Origin of the sequence: Marinobacter sp. RI1, assembly GCF_041155085.1 — a bacterium.
Classification (GTDB): domain Bacteria; phylum Pseudomonadota; class Gammaproteobacteria; order Pseudomonadales; family Oleiphilaceae; genus Marinobacter; species Marinobacter nauticus.
On record NZ_AP031605.1, the window covers coordinates 1,088,094 to 1,107,262 of the forward strand.

The window sequence follows — 19,169 nt, forward strand, 5'->3', positions numbered from 1 at the left end:
AGGCGTGGAAACTTCTGCAATAGATCACCGGCAGGATGACTTGCTAACGTGCCTGCGCGTTCTTTGCAAATTACATGGACGCCAGGCGTCCGGAGAATCCATTGTTTCCGGATTGCCCCTTGACCAGGGCCGACTGACGCCCTCGCTGTTTGGCCGAGCCGCTCGGCGATTGGGTTTTAGCAGCCAGGTCTGTCAACAATCATTGTCATCAATCAATACCGCGCTGCTGCCTGCAGTGTTTTTGTTGAATAATGAGCGTGCGTGTGTCGTTCACTCGCTTGATGCGGAGGGGGGGCTGGCATCGGTCGTTTTTCCCGAGCTGCCCGAGTCAGAAACGGAGATTTCCTCTGCAGAGTTATCCGAACTCTATTCAGGGACGGTGATCTATTGTCGCCCAAGATTTCACTTCGATCAGCGCGCCACCAGAACGCGGGCGGCGCAGGGCGGCCACTGGTTCTGGAGTGTCATTGGCGAGAATCGCAAGCTGTATCGTGATATCTGTATCGCCGCGCTGTTGATCAATGTCTTCGCGGTTGCCATGCCTTTGTTTGTCATGAACGTTTACGACCGCGTGGTGCCCAACCATGCCACGCATACGTTGTGGGTTCTGGCGGTGGGGCTTCTGATCGCCCTTTGTGCAGATCTGGTTCTTCGCCTGATGCGAGGATGGTTCATTGACCTGGCCGCCAGTCGCGCGGATGCGAAACTGTCCGCGACGATTATGGAACGGGTGTTGGGGCTCAGCCTGGCTCATCGTCCACAATCTGCGGGCGCATTTGCCGCAAATGTTCAGTCGTTTGAGTCTGTGCGCTCGTTTGTCAGTTCCATGACCGTGGTGGGATTGGTCGACCTGCCGTTTATGCTTCTGTTCCTGGTGGTGATTGTGCTAATCAGTTGGCCCCTTGGCATTCCGGTGCTGGTGGGGGCGCTCGGCCTTGTAGTTTATGCCGCCATCGCGCAGCGCCGTTTACGGGACTTGTCCGAAGAGAGCATGTCGGCGAGTTCCCAGCGGAACGCGACCCTGGTAGAGGGTCTCGCGAACCTGGAATCGGTCAAGAGTTTCGGCGTTGAAAGCCGGATACAGGAAGCCTATGAGCGCACATCGCTATATATCAGCAACGTTGGAGCGCGCCTGAAATTCATCTCTGCTAGTCTTCAGAATGGCGCGCAGTGGGTTCAGCACCTGGTTGCGGTTTCAATCATCATCCTCGGGGTATATCTGATCATCAACGGCGAGTTGACCCAGGGTGGCCTGATAGCTGCTTATCTGTTGTCCTCGCGTGCCATGGCGCCGGTCAGTCAGGCTGCCGGTTTGCTGGCTCAGTATCACCAGGCAGCGACAGCGCTCCGAACCCTCGATGATATCATGGCTTTGCCGCAGGAGCGTGAAGCCGGAAAGGACTGGGTCTCGCGCCCTCGCTTGAGCGGTCGGGTAGAACTTCGGGATGTGCATTTCAGTTATCCGGAATCCGGGCAGGCCGCGCTCACCGGCGTTTCAATGAAACTGAACCCAGGTGAGCGGGTGGCGGTTCTGGGGCGAAACGGCTCGGGCAAAAGTACGCTGCAGCGCCTGTTGCTTGGACTACACCACCCCTCCGCAGGTACCTTGTCGCTGGATAATGTGGATGTTCGTCAGTTAGACCCGGCGGAACTTCGAAACAATATTGGCTATGTGCCGCAAGATGTGGAGCTCTTTTTCGGGAGTCTCAGAGACAACATCACGCTTTCCCGGCCGGTGTCCGATGAGGAACTGCTTCGGGTAACAGAACTCAGCGGTTTGAAGTCGTTCGTCGATGCACAGCCTGATGGGTTTGATCTGCAGGTTGGTGAGCGTGGCCAGCGACTGTCTGGCGGGCAGCGTCAGGCGTTAGCCATCGCGCGGGCGATGGTGGGCGATCCCGCCATTCTGCTGCTGGACGAGCCCACGGGCTCTCTGGATCACAGTAGCGAAGAACACTTCAAGCGCAGTCTGGCCAAAGCGGCGGAGAACAAGACGCTATTGATGGTCACGCATCGAACCTCGTTGCTGGAACTGGCGGACCGGATTATTGTGCTGGATGGCGGCCGGATTGTCGCGGATGGACCAAAAGCATCGGTCGTCGAGGCATTGCGTCAGGGTAAGATAAGGGGGGCTTCGTGAGCGAGAACAATGAGCCGTCCTCGTCATTGGCCGAGAAGAGCTTTCACCGGATTGGCAAGGGCGCTGAGCGTGTTGGCAAGCGTCCGGAACGTTGGCTTGAGAAGCTGGCAGGGCGTTGGCTGCGCGTCCCGGATCAGCGTGGGTGGGAAGTAGACAGTGAGTGGGCCCGCATTCAGCAGGAGCCGATCCGGCCGAGAGCGCTGTTGTGGATGATCTTTCTGACTGTGATTGCATTGCTGGTCTGGGCCGGCCTGGCACCGATTGATGAGGTCGCTCGAGGGGATGGCCGGGTGATTCCCTCGACGCAACTGCAAGTGGTGCAGTCTCTGGATGGAGGCGTCGTTGAGGTTCTGTCTGTGCAGGAAGGCGAACTGGTCAAGAAAGGGCAATTGCTGGTTAGCATTGAATCGACCCGCTTCGATTCTGACTTTGCCGAGCAGAAAGCGAGGGAATTATCCTTGACCGCCGATATATTCCGGCTAGAGGCTCTCGTTCAGGGCAAGGAGCTCACGTTCCCGCCTGAATTTATTGAGCGTTCTCCACAACTTGTCACGGTCCAGCGCTCCTTGTTTGAAAACAGTCGCCGCGAAATGCAGGAGCAGGAGGCGATTCATCGCCAACAGTTGCAACAGCGTCAGGCCGATCTTGAGGAGGCTCAGTCGGCCCGCCGGCAATTCCAGGAAGTGCTGAAACTGGCGTCCAGGGAACTTGAACTCAAGCGACCCTTGCTGGCCTCGGGAGCGGTTTCAGAAGTCGACTTGATCAAGCTGGAGAGAGAAATCTCGAATGCGCGGGGTGAGCTTGCTCAGGCTGAGGCTGCGATCACGCGTTCGCGGTCGGCTATTCTGGAAGCAGAATCGAAGATACGGGAAACCGGGCTGGTTATGACCAATCGCTGGCGTGAGCAGTTGTCGGACTCAGTCAGCGAGCTGGCGGCGACTCTCGAGACACTGGATGGATTACAGGATCGCGTCAGCAAAACCCGAATTGTTGCACCGGTTGACGGCACCGTTCAGCGCTTGTTTGTGAAAACGGTGGGTGGTGTGGTCTCGCCAGGCCAGGACGTGGTAGAAATCGTCCCGCTGAACGATGAATTGCTGGTCGAGGCGAGAGTGTCGCCCAAAGACATTGCTTTTATCCAGAAGGGCCAGGAAGCCATCGTCAAGTTTACCGCCTATGATTTTGCGGTTTTTGGCGGGCTGAGGGCAACGGTTGAGCACATCAGTGCAGACACGATCACCGATGAAGACAACAACACCTATTATCTGACAAGACTGCGCACTGAAACTCAGGGATTTTCGGAGCAATTTGCCATTATCCCCGGAATGACGGCACAGGTAGACATCCTGACCGGGCAGAAAACAGTGCTTGAGTACCTGCTCAAGCCCGTGGTGCGCGCTACTTCTCTGGCACTGAGCGAGCGATGAAAACAGAGTCCTCTATTCTGCTGTATGGTCGTGCTTTTCGCCCTCTGGGCCACTGGGAGCGGGTATTGCCTGGGGTGCCCCAGCAAATGGTTGATGGGCAGCATGTGTCGATGCCGAAAGCCTCGGTGGCCTGGATAAGTTCCGATGTGCCGGGCTGGCAAGAATGTGTGCGCATGTTTTCCGAGGCTGGTATTCGTGTGGCTGTGCTCGCGCGGCTACCCGAAGCCGCTGAAATGAACCGAAGTCTGGCGTGCGGAGCGCGGGCTTATCTGCCGGCGTTATCAAACGATAAGGTCTTCCGCCAGGTCGCCAAGACGATTCTGGCAGGCGGTTTGTGGTTTCCGGAGAATCTCCTGAGTTCACTGTTGCAGTCGGTTGCACGTGCCGTCGAGTCGGATCAGGGGCATGAGCCAAAAGGCGATTTGCAGTCGCTGACCAGCCGAGAAACTGAAGTTGCGTTAAGTGCGTCCAAGGGGTTGAGTAACCGGCAGATTGCCTCAGACCTCGGCATTACCGAACGCACTGTCAAGGAACATATGGGGGCCATATTCAAGAAGCTGGCCGTTAAGGACCGTATGCAGTTGATGCTTTATGTGAATGGCCAGCTTGCCAACAGGAAGCAAGACAATGTTCATCAGGCGTAACCAGTCCGGCCGAGTTGTTGCTGTCAGTGAGGAGCCTTTAGCCGGTTTCGTTGAGGCTCCAGACGACGATCCCTCTGTCGAAGCCTTTCTTTACAGCCGCGCTGACGTCGATGCCGACGTCCGCTTCAGGGCGTCGGATTCTTCCCTCATTCGGGTCATTGAGGACCTGGTGGACCTGTTGGCGATAAAAGGTGTCATACGTTTTACCGATTTGCCCTCGGAGGCCCAAGCCAAGCTGATGGAACGAAAGTCCATGCGGGGGCAGGACGATCACCTCAATTTGATTGATAACAGCGGAGACGATCTGTTCGATTTTGATTAATTGCCTGACTTCACGCCCGGCCCGGTGACCCCGTCTAATCCCACATTCCAGGCAGCCTGGACGCATCCGTCTGTCTTTGCGCCCGCCAGGTAGATACTCAGCCCTATGGAGTGAGCCAGTCCGGTCAAACGCTGGAGATATTGCTGAGTGGCTGGGTCGTCTTCAAGCCGCTGGGCATAAACAGGATCTGTTTTCAGGTAGTCGAGACCCAGCTCGTGGACCTTGGCAATGCTTTCCAGGTTTTTGCCAATTCCGCTGATTCCCACCTGGCAACCTTGTGTCTGTATTTCTTCGACGAAGCGGCCAAGCAGCAGCTCTCCCTCGGCGAGGACCTCCTCGGGCAGCTCAAGCCGGAAGGATCGTCTGGGCTCGTGGCGCTGGCTCAGGAGATTGACGATGGTGCGCCGCAAAGTCTCATCCAGTAAGGTTTCTCTGGCGATATGAACGACAACCGGGAGTTCGCCCTGCTCCGTGAACGTTTCAAGAAGATACTGGACCATGGCTGTGTCAACGTGAGGTAAAAGGCCAAGCCGCCGCCCCCAGGGAAGAAAAAAGCCAGCCGGGCGCCATTGATCCAGTAGTTTGAGCCGCACCTTCGCCTCGACCTGAATGATGTTACCAGAACGATCAATCAAGGGGTGGAAGGCGACGTCGATGGCTCGCTCCTCCAGCGCCTGATTGAGTGCGGTGCGCCATTCGGCGGCATTGCGGAATGGAATGTCTTCAGGGTTGTCCTCATCAACAACGGCTCGCTGGTTGGTTTGCTCGGCGGTTGCGAGCAGATGGTCCGCATGCATCAGTACGGCTGCGTGCGTCGCTGTCGAGTCGAATGTTGAGACTGACAGCCTCGCCCGGCGCATGACTGGGCCGGTAAGCATCTGTTCAAGGGTCGGAAGAATGTGTGATGCATCCTGGAATCCAGTGACCAAGAGCCCAAAGTCAGACCCATTCAGGCGGCCCATGAAGGCATCCTGAAACAAGAGATCGCTATTGCTCAGCGCTTTCAGCACATTACCGCACATAATCTGGAGTGCTTCATTGACCTGATCTCGTCCGAGCTGCGCGTTGAGTTCTGCCAATCCGGGTATCCGAAGAAGAACCAGCGTGTGCCTGGTGTCAGACTCCGGGTCATCGATCAGATTGTTTAACTGACTGATGAAAAACTCCCGATTGGCAACGCCAGTGACCGGATCATTCAGCGCCCGTTCACGCATGTCTGCCAGCGCTTTTGCCTCAGACTCCAGAATCGTTTCGACACGCCTCGAGAGCTTGTTCATGGCGCTGACAACGCGCCGGAACTCCGTAGTGTTGGGTTCCTCGGACACGATGAAGCGTTTTTCTCCAATCGCTTCAGCCTGTTTCACCACATCGTTCAATGGGCTGCTGATGCGTCGCACCAGCCAGCTGCCAATCAGTCCAGCAATCACGGCTACGAGGCACAGCCAAATGAACAGACGCTGTGCTGTCACCCATAGCGATGTCTGGGCGTATGTTCTGGCGCTCTCGACATACAGCGTCCCAAAGTTCACCCAGCCATCGGAAACCGTGGCTACACCGGGCGGAATGTCCAGGGGAAACATCACACGAAACCAGCTGGGCGCCTGATGATCAGCGGGCGAAGCAGTGAAAGACAGTGACTGGCCGTCTGTTTGCGACAACTCGATGCGCTGATAATGCCCTGTTGAAAACTGTGCATCGAGGAAGGACGCCATCAATGCCTGCTCTTTTTCAGAGTGCGACATGGTCAGTGCCAGTGAGTTGGCGCTATCGATGTTTTTCAGCATCAACTGCTCTTGGTAATAACTTTGCGCGGAGACCAGACTCGCCGCCAGGCTTGCCAGGAAAGCTGTCAGAATCAGCAAACTGGTGCCCAGCCATAACTGTTTAACGAGGGACATTGAAGCTCACTCCTTCGCTCTTGATTCTCTCTAGTACATTGCGCCATGGGGACAGGCGAGCGGTAGCACTGCCCGCGGAGGCTCCACTAGCCGCCCAGAGTTCGCTACTGTTGAAGCTGAAGACCGGGGTAAGGTCGGTTCGTTCGCTGGCAGGCAGGATGTCTTCAACCAGACTGTCCAGCAAAAGCGGTTCGGCGCCGGGCTCCGGATAGTAACCAAGCACCATGTGAGGCTGGGTGATGGGGCTGGAGGGCCCGCCAATTCGGGCGCGGACATAGATAAGGCGAAGCTTGTCATCGCTTACGCCGGCGTTGAGCAGGCTTATATATTGAATGATGACATAATCCTCGCAGTCGCCGCGGCCCCTGGACAGGGTTTCAAGAGGGGTTGCCCAATAGTCTTCCTTTCCCCAGAGTGCCCTGTCCAGCTGGTAAGACAGTGCATCGTGGACAAAGGAATTGATATGTCTAAGCTTTTCAGGATTATCAAACGATCTTACCTGTTCAAGCACCCCATGCCAGCGCTTTAGTTTTGCGGCATTATCGCCTGACACCATTCGATGCCACGCCCTCTCGTTTTCCTCAAAATCGATACGGGTGTGGAGCCCGCTTGAGGCACTGGAATAGAGCGAAAAAAGCCCCGTAACGGCCAGGAAAAAACAGAGAGTCGCCAAGACCGCTGTTTTTGATACGATGCTGGTGCTGTTTTTTGTGCAGCGCGCCAACACGCTTCGACTCCTTGGGTTCGCTTGTCGCAATGCTGCGATTTGAGTAGTCAGTTTGTCTGCGCGCCACGTCGATTGTCAGTTGTTAATGTGTAACTCCTGAAAGCAGCCTGCATTCTGCTCTCAGTCTATATTGTCAAGTAACGCTGTCATCAAGTCATCCATGACGAGTAAACCTCGCAGTTCATTATTCTCTACCACCAACAGTCGTTTGACCCGGTATCGAATCATGAGGCTGGCGGCGTGCCTGGCGTTCAGGCTTTCACCAATGCTGATCACCGGTTTGGCACAGGCATCAAATACATTCAGCAGGTCAATGTCCCCGTCCTCTGCGATGATGGTTTTGACAATATTGGTATAGGTAATCAGCCCCCAGGCATCGTGCTCGCTCTGGCGGTCGACCACCAGGGATTTAACATTGTGCCGTTTCATCAGGGACAACGCTTCGCGTATCTTGGCGAAGGCGGAGATTCGTATGATGTCCGTCACCATCACGTCTTTGACCAGTTTCATTATCGTGCTCCGGTTACAGAGAGTCTTTCAGGTGTTGTTCAAATCTTTCCACCTGGGCCATGTCGATACCGCCGAGATGTTCCAGTGGTACGGTAAAGATCATGCCTTGGGAATCCTTGCCATCCGGCATGATGACTTTCTGGATGGCTTTCAGCACATCAAGCGACAGCCCCTTCTCCAGGACCATCAGCAGCACGCTCTGGCTGCCGTCGTAGGTCAGGCCGAAGAACGTTTTTTTCGCGGTGTTGCTGATGCCCCGGCCGGACATCACAGTGATTCCTCCGGCACCGCAATCCCGGGCAGCACCAATACACTCCTGCTCCAGGTCTTCAGGAACAATGGCCACCAGTGCCGAGAATTTCATGGTGTCTCCTTACGTGGTTCTGCAAGATACTGGGATACGATGGCATAGGCCATCACCGTTACGATAGGAAAGATTGAAGCAAAGGCAATCAGTCCGAAGCCGTCGATAAGAACGCTGCGTCCGTCAATACTGCTGGCCAGACCAATGCCCAGGGCGGTAACCAGGGGAACCGTGACCTCCGAGGTGGTGACGCCGCCCAGATCATAGGCCAGCGCAACGATGTAGCGGGGCGCAATCAGCGTCAGGCCGATCACCAGGATGTAACCGCCCATGATGTAGTAGTGGATGGAGTCGCCGGTGATGATCCGGTGAACGCCGATAGTGATGCCGACGGCTACCCCGACCGCCACCAGTATGCGAATGACATTGCCGTTCAGGGTTCCCCCGGCGGCTTCTTCCGCCTGTCTGCCGATGGCGATCAGCGCCGGTTCCGCCATGGTCGTGGCAAAGCCGATCATCAGTGCAAAGAGGTACACGTAAAGATAGTTGTCTCTGGCCGTCAGTTGTTCGGCCATGCTGGTGCCAATCGGAAACAACCCCATCTTGAGACCGATCACAAAGGCATAAAGCCCCAGAATCACCAAGGTAAAACCAAAGATGACCTTGCGTGGATTGGGAAGTTTGCGGCGCAGTACCAGATACTGAAAGAAGAGCACCGTAATGATGATGGGCAGAACATCCCGAATCATGGTGACCAGGTCCAGCAGTGCGCCGACCACGCCGGAAGGCTTGGTTTCTCCGACATCTGGTGAGAGCGGGACACCCTCGGCTTCGGCAGAACCTGAGTACACCAACATGCCGTAAACCTGCACGGTGACCATCGGTACCATCACCGCCAGTGCGACCAGTCCGAAACCGTCAATCAGCGGGTTCCGGCCTCGGATCGACGCAGCCAGACCTATGCCCAACGCGGCAATCAGCGGCACGGTCACAACATTGGTGGTGACACCGCCGGAATCGTAGGCCAGACCGACGATTTCTTCGGGTGCAAACCAGGTGACGATCACCACGATGATGTAGCCGACAATCATGAACCAGTGTATCGGGTAGCCGAAAATCGTCCGGAAAACGCCGAGGGCCACCACGCAGCCCACGGATAGTGCTACCAGTACCCGGAGTGTCAGGCTGTCGATGCGCCCCCCGCTGATGGTTTGTGCCTGCTCGGCCACGGCAATCAGGGCTGGCTCGGCAATCACCGCAGAGAAGCCCATGGCAAAGCCGAAGGCCAGGAGAATGACCAGGGAACCGCGCCGCGCAAACTGATTCGACAGGCTCTTTCCCAGCGGGAAGATGCTAAGCTCAAGCCCTTGCAGAAACAGGGCAACACCGATGGCAACCACAAACAGGCCGGCAACCATGCTGAACAGGTTCTCTGGCACCTGCTGGAGAATGGCGATCTGAAAGAAAGCCACCACGACCACAATGGGAAGCAGGTTCTTCAGTGCGTGCAGGAGTGAATGACTGAAGGCGCGGACGTAGAACACAGAATGCCCCTGTAGCCCGTGGGTGAGGGTGGTTGCTGACCTGGATCAAGTGCCTGAATCATAGCACGCTGTAGTCTGCCCGAAATGACCCGTCTCAATAATGGGCCCTCAGCCTGTCGGCAGGGATTATGTGTATTCATTTAAAAAATGCCGAAAATACACCATATAAATTTCAATTATAAATTCGAAAGCACTAAAGTTACGCCCAACGTCACCACCAGCCCGATTACCCTGGCCGGTGGCTGGCTCCGGAAGCTGCTGGCAGCAGTGTTCCGAACCTTTTGAACACAAACGTAGAAAGGATAGAGACCATGCCTTACGCACAAGACGTCGACCAAATCGCTTCCATTCTGAAGCAGAACCCGACCTGGAACGCCATCAACCCGAAGCACGCGGCCCGCATGCGCGCCCAGAACAAGTTCAAGACTGGTCTGGACATCGCCAAGTACACCGCCAAGATCATGCGTGAAGACATGGCTGCTTACGATGCCGATTCTTCCAAGTACACCCAGTCTCTGGGTTGCTGGCACGGTTTCATCGGCCAGCAGAAGATGATCTCCATCAAGAAGCACTTCGGTACCACCAAGCGTCGTTACCTGTACCTGTCTGGCTGGATGGTTGCTGCCCTGCGTTCCGAGTTCGGCCCGCTGCCTGACCAGTCCATGCACGAGAAGACTGCTGTTTCTGGCCTGATCGAAGAACTGTACACCTTCCTGCGTCAGGCCGATGCCTGGGAACTGAACCACCTGTTCCGCGCCCTGGAAGAAGCTGAAAACGCTGGCGATACTGCCAAGGCTGAAGAGCTGATCAAGCAGATCGACAACCACGAAACCCACGTTGTGCCCATCATTGCGGACATCGACGCTGGTTTCGGTAACGCCGAAGCGACCTATCTGCTGGCCAAGCAGATGATCGAAGCCGGTGCTTGCTGTATCCAGATCGAGAATCAGGTGTCTGACGAGAAGCAGTGTGGCCACCAGGACGGCAAAGTAACCGTTCCCCATGCCGACTTCCTGTCCAAGATCAACGCGGTTCGTCTGGCGTTCCTGGAACTGGGTGTGGACGACGGCGTGATCGTTGCCCGTACTGACTCCCTGGGTGCTGGCCTGACCAAGCAGATCGCTGTTACCAACGAGCCGGGCGACCTGGGCGACCAGTACAACAGCTTCCTGGACGGCGAGTACATCGACGACGCTTCCCAGATCGAGAACGGCGACGTTGTGATCAAGTCCAACGGCAAGCTGCTGAAGCCGAAGCGTCTGGCCTCTGGCCTGTTCTGCTTCAAGCCGGGTTCTGGCGAAGACCGTGTTGTTCTGGACTGCATCACCAGCCTGCAGAACGGCGCTGACATGCTGTGGATCGAAACCGAGAAGCCGCACGTTGGCCAGATCGCTGGCATGGTTAACCGCATCAAGGAAGTGGTGCCCGACGCCAAGCTGGTTTACAACAACAGCCCGTCCTTCAACTGGACTCTGAACTTCCGTCAGCAGGTATTCGATGCCATGCAGGAAGAAGGCAAAGACGTATCTGCCTACGACCGTGCCAAGCTGATGAGCGCCGAGTACGACAACACTGAGCTGGGTCAGCTGGCTGACGAGTGGTGCCGTAACTTCCAGCGTGATGCGTCCCGTGAAGCTGGTGTGTTCCATCACCTGATCACTCTGCCGACGTACCACACTGCGGCTCTGTCTACCGACAACCTGGCCAAAGGCTACTTCGGTGACGAAGGCATGCTGGCCTACGTTGCTGGCGTACAGCGTCAGGAAATCCGTCAGGGCATCGCTACCGTGAAGCACCAGGACATGGCCGGTTCCAACATCGGTGATGACCACAAAGAGTTCTTCGCTGGTGAAGCGGCTCTGAAAGCCGGTGGTAAAGACAACACCATGAACCAGTTCGGTTAATCGACCGGTTCAGGTTGTCCGGCAGGCACCCGCAGGTGCCTGCCAGCTACCAGAAACCCCGCATGGCTATCGCCCTGCGGGGTTTTGTTTTTTAACACTGGCGGATTTTTCCAGGTTGCTGATATTGGGGGACAAAAGCGAAATGGCTGATATGTAGCCACCGTTTGCTGTTTCACCAGCGCAACAGTTCGTCAGTTCACAGTTGTTTTCTGGTGTTCTTGAAATTTTTATTTCTCTTTATTTTTCAATGTCCTGAGTAATTTATTTGGCTTTTGGCACGGGAATCGCTCTTGTCTTCGGCGGGTCTGGACCTTGGCTTACCCGAATGCTGGCGGGATGGGTTGGACCCCTTTAAGCCAATACCATCAAAAGGACATGACATCATGAATACCAAGAAGAATCTGCTAGCCGCTGCCATCGCCATGAGCATGGGTATCTCCGGATTTGCACTGGCTGACCAGGGTGGGGACGGTGACCCCAACAACAATGCCAACGACAACTCCGCTGCCAATACCAACTATTCCGGTAACGCGGACTCTGGCAACGACAACTCCACCAACAACTCCGATAACTCGGACAGCTCCGATAACTCCAACAATTCAGACAACAGTACCGATGTGGCGGACTCTTTCAAGATCGCCGACAGTGGAAACGACATGTCTGATAACTCGAATAATTCGGACAACTCCAATAACTCCGATAATTCGAACAACTCGGATAACTCCGATAATTCGGACAGCAGCACCAACGTGAACGACGCCTTCAAGATTGCCGACAGCGGCAATACCGATGCGTCTGACAACTCCGACAATTCGGATAACTCGGATAATTCCGACAGTTCGGACAACAGCACCAGTGTCAACGATGCCTTCAAGATTGCCGACAGTGGCAATACTGATGCATCAGACAACTCCGATAACTCGGATAACTCTGACAACAGCACCAACGTCAACGACTCCTTCAAGGTTGCTGATAGTGGCAATGACATGTCAGACAACTCGGATAACTCCGATAATTCGGACAACTCAGATAACTCTGACAATTCCGATAACAGCACTAACGTGAACGATGCCTTCAAGATTGCCGATAGTGGCAACACCGATGCATCGGATAACTCGGATAACTCCGACAATTCGGACAACTCAGATAACTCTGACAACTCCGATAATTCAGACAACAGCACCAACGTGAACGATTCGTTCAAGATCGCGGACAGTGGCAACAGTGACAGTTCTGACAACTCCACCAACGCTACCGATTCCTACAACAGCGATAGCAGTGACAACTCAGACAACAGCGCCACCACGCTGAATCTGTCGTTGGAAGTGTTCATGAACGATGCAGAGCTTAACGGCTCGGTCTCTGGCACCAATGTCACTTATGGCAGCGCCAACGGTGAAGGTTCCTATGTGGATACCCGCACTGGTAACGAGATCAGTGGTGGCTCCGCCAACTTCACCGGGGTCGGGGCATTTGCCCAGAATGCCGGCGTTGGCAGCGTAACCCAGGCCAATGTAAGCGTAATGTCCAACCTGAGTACCGGTGGTGGCAGCAACTGAGACAGGTCGGGCTGCCCGGTCAGGGCAGCCCGGTTTAGTCGGGAGATGTGTCATGGCCAGATTCATCAACAGGATGCTGATGGCTGCGCTGGTGTCTGTGGCGTCTGCAAGCTGGGCCGGGGATTGGCCTGATGCGGAACCAATGAGTGCTGATCAGTTGGAGGCTGCCAGCGGGCGACAGGGAATTCCGCTCCAGTGGCAACTCAATGAGTCAGAACAGAACGCTCTGGTCTCTGGCAATGTGTTGTCTGGCCCGGTCAAGACCGGAGACAACCGTATCAGTGATCAGGCTTTCGGCAACATGAGCGGCATTGCCACCGTCATCCAGAACACCGGCAACCAGGTGGTCATTCAGGACAGCACGCAAATCAATATTCTCATCAACCATTGAGGAGGGGCGGCCGCCATGGCTACCAATCGCATCGGGAACCGTCAGGAACGCATCCGTCAGGTGCGGTCGGCAACTCCCGTAGCGCCCAGGCGTGGCGGCCTTTCCCGCCGGTCGCTTTTCAGGGGTTGTCTGGCCGGTGTGATGGCCGGAATGTTGTCAACCGCCGGTCACGCCGGAACCGTGTTGGTCCCCGGGCCTGCCGGGGATGTTCCGGTGTCTGTCACCAGTTTTCAGAATCAGCGATTTTCAGCTGTGTTCCAGCAGGAATACGATTTCAGCTGTGGCTCGGCAGCACTGGCATCGTTGTTGTCTTTTCACTACGGCGATGAGGTCAGTGAGCAGGAAGTGTTTGAAGGCATGTGGACTCTGGCGGATCAGGACAAAGTCCGTCAGCAGGGCTTTTCCATGCTGGATATGAAACGGTATCTGGAATCCGAGGGTTATCTGGCGGACGGATTCCGTATGCCTCTGGCCGGCCTTCGGGATCAGGTTCGCGTGCCGGTGATTGCCCTGGTAACGCTGGGTGGTTACCGGCATTTTGTGGTGATCAAGGGCATCAGTGATCAGGAAGTGCTGGTGGGCGATCCGGCCCGGGGGCTTAAAGCCTACAGTTGGGCAGAATTTCAGGAGCATTGGGATGGCTCCGCCTTCGTGATACGCAGCCATCTGGATATGGGGCGAGCCAGTTTTCTGGATCGGGACGACTGGCCGGGCCTGGCCCGGGCACCTCTATTCAAGGGGCTTGGCTCACCGGCATTGGGACATACCCTGCCATACTGGCCCAGTACACAGGAGTGGTAAGACCATGGTTAAAGGATGGGCTGTTCTGATTACTCTGAGTCTGCTAGCCGGGCCGGTTCATGCCGAGCTGAGACTACCTGTTACCAGCCTGGCGGATACCGAGCTGGATCAGCTCCGGGGCGGCTTTTTGATGAACAATCTGGAGATCTCGATTGGCCTTGAGCAGGTACTGGCCGTGAACGGTCAGACCCTGGTTGTTAATCGCCTGACCATTCCGAATTTGAACGATCCCATGGCCGCAGACAGACTCAGCACCCAGTTGGCATCCATTCAGGGAGCCTGGGAGAGCGGAGCAGGGCAACTGGCGCTTGATACCGCCGTGGCCGGCTCGGGCGGCTGGATGACGGTCATCCAGAACAGCCTGAACGGAACCACCATCCAGAACATCCGGCAACTGAATATTGAACTGAACAACCTCGGTGGCGCCTACCGGTTGCCACGGGATTTCAGTCTGCCTATGTTGCCGTGATCAGTTTCAGAGATTGATCGGTAGCTTGAGGGTGATCTCACTGTTCGGTGCGTTGTCGGTGACTCCCACCGCCACCGTCAGGCTCATGGTGGTTGAGGACGAAAGCCGGTGCGACAGCCCAAAAGACAGTGAACCCACCTGAATTCGGTCGAAGTTGGACGAGAACAGGTCGTTGCCATGTTCAAAGGTGGTTTTGCGAATGACTGAGTGATCATAGCCCAGGCTGAACGAAGTGCGTTCATTAAACGCAAAGCCCATTCCGAAGCCGAATCGCACCACATCGCCGGGGTCGACGGTGCCACCGTTTTCAAAGCCCTGCTCTTCCTTGATAGTCCAGGCGTAACTCAGGTTTCCGAACAGAACTGCCGGGTCGCTCGGGTAGATAAAGGACAGTCCCGGTTCCACCGCCCAGAAGCCTGAGCCGGTGGGGCGGTTGGCCAGCTCTACCCCGATGGGGTTGCCGCTGCTGTCGGTAATGATTCGCTGGTCGACATCGTAGGGGCCTTCGCCGGTGGGCGCCCGGGCCCGGAAAGTACCGATCAGATAAGGCCAGCCATTGAGGCCATCGTTGAGTTGGTAACGTATCGATAACTCGGCATCACCGATGCCATCACCGGACGATTCCCGGACGGTATCGACTGGCGTTCCCTGAAACACTTCCCGTTCCCGAAGGTCTTCCCGAATGCTCAGGTAGGGCACCCGCAGGCTGCCTTCCAGCCGGCTGGTGAAACCGTATTTCAGGGACAGCGCGCTGACAAAGATATCGCGCTGGATCTCGGAGATATTGATCAAACCCACCAACAGGGCCGGAATGACTGTGTATCCCTCAACCGCCACGCGGGTGGCGTTGCTGTGGGCATGGGAAAACGATGGCTCGATGGTAAATCGCCCGGGCCGGGTGACGATACCCCGGTCTGCGGTAATGGAGGCAATCGTGGTGGCGCTGTCTTGGGCCGCGGCTTCCCGCTGCTCGGTGGTTCCGGCGGTGCGTTCATCCGGAGCAGGAGGTTCGGCCAGGGCAAGCGGAGTAAGGCATAGGCTGAAGCTGAACAGGGCCAGACGTTTCATGACAGATCTCCATGATCGCGTTTCTTGGAAAGGCCGTGGTTCGACGGTGGTTGCAGCTGGTGTTTTTCCAGCAGTCGGTAAAACGACACTCGGGAAATATTCAGTAGTCTCGCCGCCGCCGAGACGTTGTGATGCGTCAGGGCAAGGCTGGTCGCGATGGCTTCCTGGTCGGCCCGGGCCCGGTAGGCCTCCAGGCTGAACTGGTCGATGTGTGTGGGTAATGTGGCCGGAGGCAGCCCCAAGTCTTCGGGCTGGATGTTTAACTGTCGGGCAAGCAGAACGGCCTGCCGAAGCCGGTTCTGCAGTTCCCGCAGATTACCCGGCCAGGAATGTGCGGCCATGGCCAGCAAGGTGGCGTTGCCAAGCCGGTAGTGTTCTCCCTCCGATGTGCCCAGGGCCCGTTGGGCCAGATATGGCAGGTCTTCCAGACGGTCTCTGAGCGGTGGCAGGGTTACCGTGAGGTTGCCAAGCCGATAGAACACGTCGCTTCTGAAGCTGCCCTCTGCGACTTTCTGGTCCAGTTGGGTATTACAGGTGGCGATCACCCGCACATCGACTTGCACGGCATGATTCGAGCCCACGGGTTCGATTGTGCCTTCCTCCAGGAAGCGCAGGATGGCAGATTGCTGCATAAGGCCAAGCTCATCGGCACCCAATAGCACCAGGGAGCCGCCGTTGGCGGCTTCGATACGGCCTTTTCTGGATTTCAGTGCGTGCGTGAAGGCACCGCGCTCATGGCCGAACAGTTCGCTCTGGGTCAGGGGCTCGGGTAGCGCGGCGCAGTTGATGACCGCTATGGGGCCATGGTGGCGCGGCGAGTGTTCATGGATAAACCGGGCTGCTGCCTCCTTGCCGGTGCCGTTTTCCCCGTAGACGATGACGGGTTCCTGAGTTGCGGCAAAGCGTCGCAACAGGCTGCGGGCCTGACGAATAGCCGGTGACGGACCATCCAGTACATAGTCCTGGTAACTGAGCAGTTCCGGGCCAGTCAGGTTCGCGCTCAGGGCGTGCATGCCCCACATATGGCCAAGGCTATTGATCAGTCGTTGATGATCCAGTGGAAGAGTGTGGTAATCCTGGCAGTAGTCGCGGATCAGGCGGCACACCATCGCGTTGTTCAGTTGCTGTCGCCCGACCACCGCCAACCAGGTGGTTACCGGTAGCATTTCCAGCCAGCCTTTGGTGTTTTCCAGGGTGGGTGGGCCCTGGTCGGCGAGAACACAGACCCCAACGGGTTTGCCCAGGTAGTCGGGCATTGGGAGCACGGGGGCATGCTGACTATTGATGACGGTCATCTGCCAGCCAGGAAGGTTGGGAAGCTGTGTGTTTTCAGCATCAGGGGCCGCCGACAACCAGACAAGCGGTCGTTTCTGTTCCATAGCTTTGCTCCGGCAAAGGGACTGAACAACCGACAACGCTGTATTCGAAAACGAGAGGGGACTGCTGCGGGAACTGCTATAGTCGACCACGACCCTGTGACCTGCCTGGGCTTCCATGCAGGTAATGTCTCAGCTGATCGATAGCAGGTTTTGCACCAGAATCGGGTAATCCCGTTAATACAGATGCTTGCTAATGGTTCCCGAGCTGGCGCGGGCTCGATCTGTAAAACTTATTGACGGTTATGGAGGAAGTCGAGGGGCATGGTAGCGGATCAATGGATTGTATTTGCCGTTCTGCTTGTCACCCTGGCAGCGTTTATCTGGAACCGGTTGCGGTTTGATGTTGTCGCCATGCTGGCGCTGCTGGCGGTGGCCATTGCGGGACTGGTGCCGGTTGACAGCGTATTCGCCGGTTTCGGGCACCCGGCCGTGATTACAGTGGCGGCGGTGCTGGTTATCAGCCAGGGGCTGGTTAACGGTGGTGTGGTAGACGAGGTGGCGCGGCTGCTGGCCCGGGTAGGGAACAATGCCGTGATTCAGGTGCTGACCCTGACCCTCGTGGTGGCCGTGTGCTCGGCATTTATCAACAATGTGGGGGCACTGGCGCTTCTGATGCCGGTCGCCATCTGGATGTCCCGGGAAGCCGGACGGTCGCCTTCACTGCTGCTCATGCCTCTGGCGTTCGGGTCGCTGCTGGGCGGCACCATTACGCTGATCGGTACCCCGCCCAACATCATCATTGCCAGCTATCGAGAGGCGGGCACCTTCGGGCTATTTGACTTTGCGCCCGTGGGGCTGGCAATTACCCTGGCGGGTATCGTCTTTATCGGATTGATCGGCTGGCGCCTGACACCGAAACGGGAGGACCCGGCCGCCGGCGAGAAACTGTTCAGCGTGGGTGATTACCTGACGGAGCTGAAACTGACCGAAGGTTCTGACTATGCCGGTAGCACCCTGCACAACCTGCTGACGGCCGGAGACAGCCAGAACAATCTGGTGGTCTTGTCGTTGATCCGCGATGACAAAACAACGCCGGCACCCTCAACCTTTACCATTCTGCGTGAAAATGATGTCCTGCTGGTGGAAGCCGATACTGAGAGTCTGGGCGAGTTTCTGGAGATCACCGGTCTGACGTTGGCTTCGGGCGCGCCGAACGAGGAAGTAGAGAAGGATGGCACCGAAGGCAAAGGGCGTCGGCAACAGGCGGAGGATGAGCTGATTGCCGGCGATGCCCGCTTGATCGAGGCGGTTGTGACGCCCGGTTCACAACTGGTCGGCCGTACCGCAAACCGTCTGAATCTTCGGGAGCGCTACAGTGTCAACGTCGTGGCCGTCGCCCGGCAGGGCCACCGTCTCAAACAGCGGCTGGCGGATATCCGTTTTCGTTCCGGTGATATCCTGCTGGTGCAGGGCTTCGAGGAGACTCTTCCGGCTAATCTGAGGACGCTGGGCTGTCTGCCGCTGGCTGAGCGGGGGCTGGCGTTTGGCCGGGAGAAACGCCTCGGACTGGCCGGTGGGCTGTTTGCCGTTGCCATCCTCGTTATTGTCGCCGGCTGGGTGACGCCTCCCGTTGCGCTGGTGGCGTGTGCGGTCGCCATGGTGCTGGCCGGACTGCTGGAAGCCAGTGATGCCTACAAGGCCATCGACTGGTCGGTGGTGGTATTGCTGGCGGCGATGATTCCGGTGGGGCAGGCCCTGGAGACCACCGGCGGCGCCGATCTTATCGCCCGTCAGATTCTGGCCATCGGTGAGGGACAGGCGCCCTGGCTGGTGCTGTCGATTATTCTGATTGGCACCATGTTGTTATCCAATGTGGTGAACAATGCCGCGGCGGCCATTCTGGTCGCACCTATTGCCCTGGGCGTTGCTGGTCAATTGGGGCTGTCTTCGGACGCAACGCTGATGGCCGTCGCCATTGGCGCATCCTGCGCGTTTCTGACCCCGATAGGGCATCAATCCAATGCGCTGGTCATGGAACCCGCGGGTTACCGGTTCGGCGATTATTGGCGCCTGGGGTTGCCACTGTCTGTGGTGGTCACCGCCACGGCGGTGCCGGTTATTCTTTGGGTATGGGGCTGACTG

At 56.8% G+C, this 19,169-nt stretch carries 17 protein-coding genes; 10 read left to right on the forward strand and 7 right to left on the reverse strand.

The genetic code is table 11. The features are described from left to right. Window positions 1-4: 4 nt before the first annotated feature. Genes ACAM27_RS04750 through ACAM27_RS04765 form a run of 4 tightly spaced genes read left to right on the forward strand, consistent with a single transcriptional unit; the run spans window position 5 to window position 4,533 of the window. Window positions 5-2,140 (forward strand): type I secretion system permease/ATPase, encoded by a 2,136-nt coding sequence (locus ACAM27_RS04750; RefSeq protein WP_222196558.1) that lies wholly within the window; start codon window positions 5-7, stop codon window positions 2,138-2,140. Next, window positions 2,137-3,567, forward strand: coding sequence for an HlyD family type I secretion periplasmic adaptor subunit (locus tag ACAM27_RS04755; protein ID WP_014422742.1), 1,431 nt, complete (start codon window positions 2,137-2,139; stop codon window positions 3,565-3,567). Before ACAM27_RS04750 ends, ACAM27_RS04755 begins: the two co-directional genes overlap by 4 nt. Next, complete coding sequence (locus ACAM27_RS04760) at window positions 3,564-4,211, forward strand: response regulator transcription factor (protein WP_014422741.1); 648 nt, start codon at window positions 3,564-3,566, stop codon at window positions 4,209-4,211. Before ACAM27_RS04755 ends, ACAM27_RS04760 begins: the two co-directional genes overlap by 4 nt. After that, on the forward strand, window positions 4,195-4,533 hold the full coding sequence (locus tag ACAM27_RS04765) for a hypothetical protein (RefSeq protein ID WP_222196559.1): 339 nt from the start codon (window positions 4,195-4,197) through the stop codon (window positions 4,531-4,533). The genes ACAM27_RS04760 and ACAM27_RS04765 overlap by 17 nt, the downstream gene beginning before the upstream one ends. Here the strand turns inward: ACAM27_RS04765 and ACAM27_RS04770 are convergent. The 5 genes from ACAM27_RS04770 to ACAM27_RS04790 form a co-directional block, all read right to left on the reverse strand. Then, on the reverse strand, window positions 4,530-6,431 hold the full coding sequence (locus tag ACAM27_RS04770; RefSeq protein ID WP_222196560.1) for an EAL domain-containing protein: 1,902 nt from the start codon (window positions 6,429-6,431) through the stop codon (window positions 4,530-4,532). The genes ACAM27_RS04765 and ACAM27_RS04770 overlap by 4 nt on opposite strands. After that, window positions 6,418-7,104: a transglutaminase-like cysteine peptidase gene (locus ACAM27_RS04775; RefSeq protein WP_236043555.1), complete on the reverse strand. Its 687-nt coding sequence runs from the start codon at window positions 7,102-7,104 to the stop codon at window positions 6,418-6,420. The genes ACAM27_RS04770 and ACAM27_RS04775 overlap by 14 nt, the downstream gene beginning before the upstream one ends. A gap of 174 nt (window positions 7,105-7,278) precedes the next feature. Beyond that, entirely contained in the window at window positions 7,279-7,668 is a 390-nt protein-coding gene (locus ACAM27_RS04780) for a CBS domain-containing protein (RefSeq protein WP_121207739.1), read from the reverse strand. Window positions 7,669-7,681: 13 nt separating this feature from the next. Next, window positions 7,682-8,032, reverse strand: coding sequence for a transcriptional regulator (locus ACAM27_RS04785; RefSeq protein WP_222196561.1), 351 nt, complete (start codon window positions 8,030-8,032; stop codon window positions 7,682-7,684). Next, window positions 8,029-9,516 carry a DUF1538 domain-containing protein gene (locus ACAM27_RS04790; protein WP_222196562.1) on the reverse strand — a complete coding sequence of 496 codons (1,488 nt, stop codon included), beginning with the start codon at window positions 9,514-9,516 and terminating at the stop codon, window positions 8,029-8,031. Before ACAM27_RS04790 ends, ACAM27_RS04785 begins: the two co-directional genes overlap by 4 nt. A 311-nt stretch (window positions 9,517-9,827) precedes the next feature. Here ACAM27_RS04790 and ACAM27_RS04795 point away from each other — a divergent pair, with 311 nt between their 5' ends. The 5 genes from ACAM27_RS04795 to ACAM27_RS04815 all read left to right on the forward strand — a co-directional run bounded on the left by ACAM27_RS04795 (window position 9,828) and on the right by ACAM27_RS04815 (window position 14,640). Continuing rightward, window positions 9,828-11,420: an isocitrate lyase gene (locus tag ACAM27_RS04795; RefSeq protein ID WP_113879193.1), complete on the forward strand. Its 1,593-nt coding sequence runs from the start codon at window positions 9,828-9,830 to the stop codon at window positions 11,418-11,420. Window positions 11,421-11,803: 383 nt separating this feature from the next. Then, complete coding sequence (locus tag ACAM27_RS04800; protein ID WP_222196563.1) at window positions 11,804-12,979, forward strand: hypothetical protein; 1,176 nt, start codon at window positions 11,804-11,806, stop codon at window positions 12,977-12,979. A 52-nt stretch (window positions 12,980-13,031) separates the two neighbouring features. After that, window positions 13,032-13,370, forward strand: a complete 339-nt coding sequence (locus tag ACAM27_RS04805; protein ID WP_011786875.1) for a hypothetical protein — start codon at window positions 13,032-13,034, stop codon at window positions 13,368-13,370. A 15-nt stretch (window positions 13,371-13,385) separates the two neighbouring features. Next, window positions 13,386-14,171 (forward strand): C39 family peptidase, encoded by a 786-nt coding sequence (locus tag ACAM27_RS04810; protein WP_369612637.1) that lies wholly within the window; start codon window positions 13,386-13,388, stop codon window positions 14,169-14,171. 4 nt (window positions 14,172-14,175) lie between these two features. After that, window positions 14,176-14,640 carry a hypothetical protein gene (locus tag ACAM27_RS04815; protein ID WP_222196565.1) on the forward strand — a complete coding sequence of 155 codons (465 nt, stop codon included), beginning with the start codon at window positions 14,176-14,178 and terminating at the stop codon, window positions 14,638-14,640. A 6-nt stretch (window positions 14,641-14,646) separates the two neighbouring features. Here the strand turns inward: ACAM27_RS04815 and ACAM27_RS04820 are convergent, their stop codons facing one another. Next, a complete protein-coding gene (locus tag ACAM27_RS04820; RefSeq protein WP_222196566.1) occupies window positions 14,647-15,708 on the reverse strand; it encodes a transporter in 1,062 nt (353 codons plus the stop codon). Next, on the reverse strand, window positions 15,705-17,087 hold the full coding sequence (locus ACAM27_RS04825) for a sigma-54 dependent transcriptional regulator (RefSeq protein WP_222196567.1): 1,383 nt from the start codon (window positions 17,085-17,087) through the stop codon (window positions 15,705-15,707). The genes ACAM27_RS04820 and ACAM27_RS04825 overlap by 4 nt, the downstream gene beginning before the upstream one ends. Window positions 17,088-17,348: 261 nt before the next feature. Here ACAM27_RS04825 and ACAM27_RS04830 point away from each other — a divergent pair, with 261 nt between their 5' ends. Continuing rightward, window positions 17,349-19,166, forward strand: a complete 1,818-nt coding sequence (locus ACAM27_RS04830; protein WP_222196568.1) for an SLC13 family permease — start codon at window positions 17,349-17,351, stop codon at window positions 19,164-19,166. Window positions 19,167-19,169: the final 3 nt, after the last annotated feature.

Bases quoted from the DNA above. Each gene is read 5' to 3' on its own strand.
- ACAM27_RS04760 (WP_014422741.1), top strand. From the start codon at position 3,564: ATGAAAACAGAGTCCTCTATTCTGCTGTATGGTCGTGCTTTTCGCCCT.
- ACAM27_RS04765 (WP_222196559.1), top strand. From the start codon at position 4,195: ATGTTCATCAGGCGTAACCAGTCCGGCCGAGTTGTTGCTGTCAGTGAG.
- ACAM27_RS04770 (WP_222196560.1), bottom strand. From the start codon at position 6,431: ATGTCCCTCGTTAAACAGTTATGGCTGGGCACCAGTTTGCTGATTCTG.
- ACAM27_RS04780 (WP_121207739.1), bottom strand. From the start codon at position 7,668: ATGAAACTGGTCAAAGACGTGATGGTGACGGACATCATACGAATCTCC.
- ACAM27_RS04785 (WP_222196561.1), bottom strand. From the start codon at position 8,032: ATGAAATTCTCGGCACTGGTGGCCATTGTTCCTGAAGACCTGGAGCAG.
- ACAM27_RS04795 (WP_113879193.1), top strand. From the start codon at position 9,828: ATGCCTTACGCACAAGACGTCGACCAAATCGCTTCCATTCTGAAGCAG.
- ACAM27_RS04800 (WP_222196563.1), top strand. From the start codon at position 11,804: ATGAATACCAAGAAGAATCTGCTAGCCGCTGCCATCGCCATGAGCATG.
- ACAM27_RS04805 (WP_011786875.1), top strand. From the start codon at position 13,032: ATGGCCAGATTCATCAACAGGATGCTGATGGCTGCGCTGGTGTCTGTG.
- ACAM27_RS04810 (WP_369612637.1), top strand. From the start codon at position 13,386: ATGGCTACCAATCGCATCGGGAACCGTCAGGAACGCATCCGTCAGGTG.
- ACAM27_RS04815 (WP_222196565.1), top strand. From the start codon at position 14,176: ATGGTTAAAGGATGGGCTGTTCTGATTACTCTGAGTCTGCTAGCCGGG.
- ACAM27_RS04820 (WP_222196566.1), bottom strand. From the start codon at position 15,708: ATGAAACGTCTGGCCCTGTTCAGCTTCAGCCTATGCCTTACTCCGCTT.
- ACAM27_RS04825 (WP_222196567.1), bottom strand. From the start codon at position 17,087: ATGGAACAGAAACGACCGCTTGTCTGGTTGTCGGCGGCCCCTGATGCT.
- ACAM27_RS04830 (WP_222196568.1), top strand. From the start codon at position 17,349: ATGGTAGCGGATCAATGGATTGTATTTGCCGTTCTGCTTGTCACCCTG.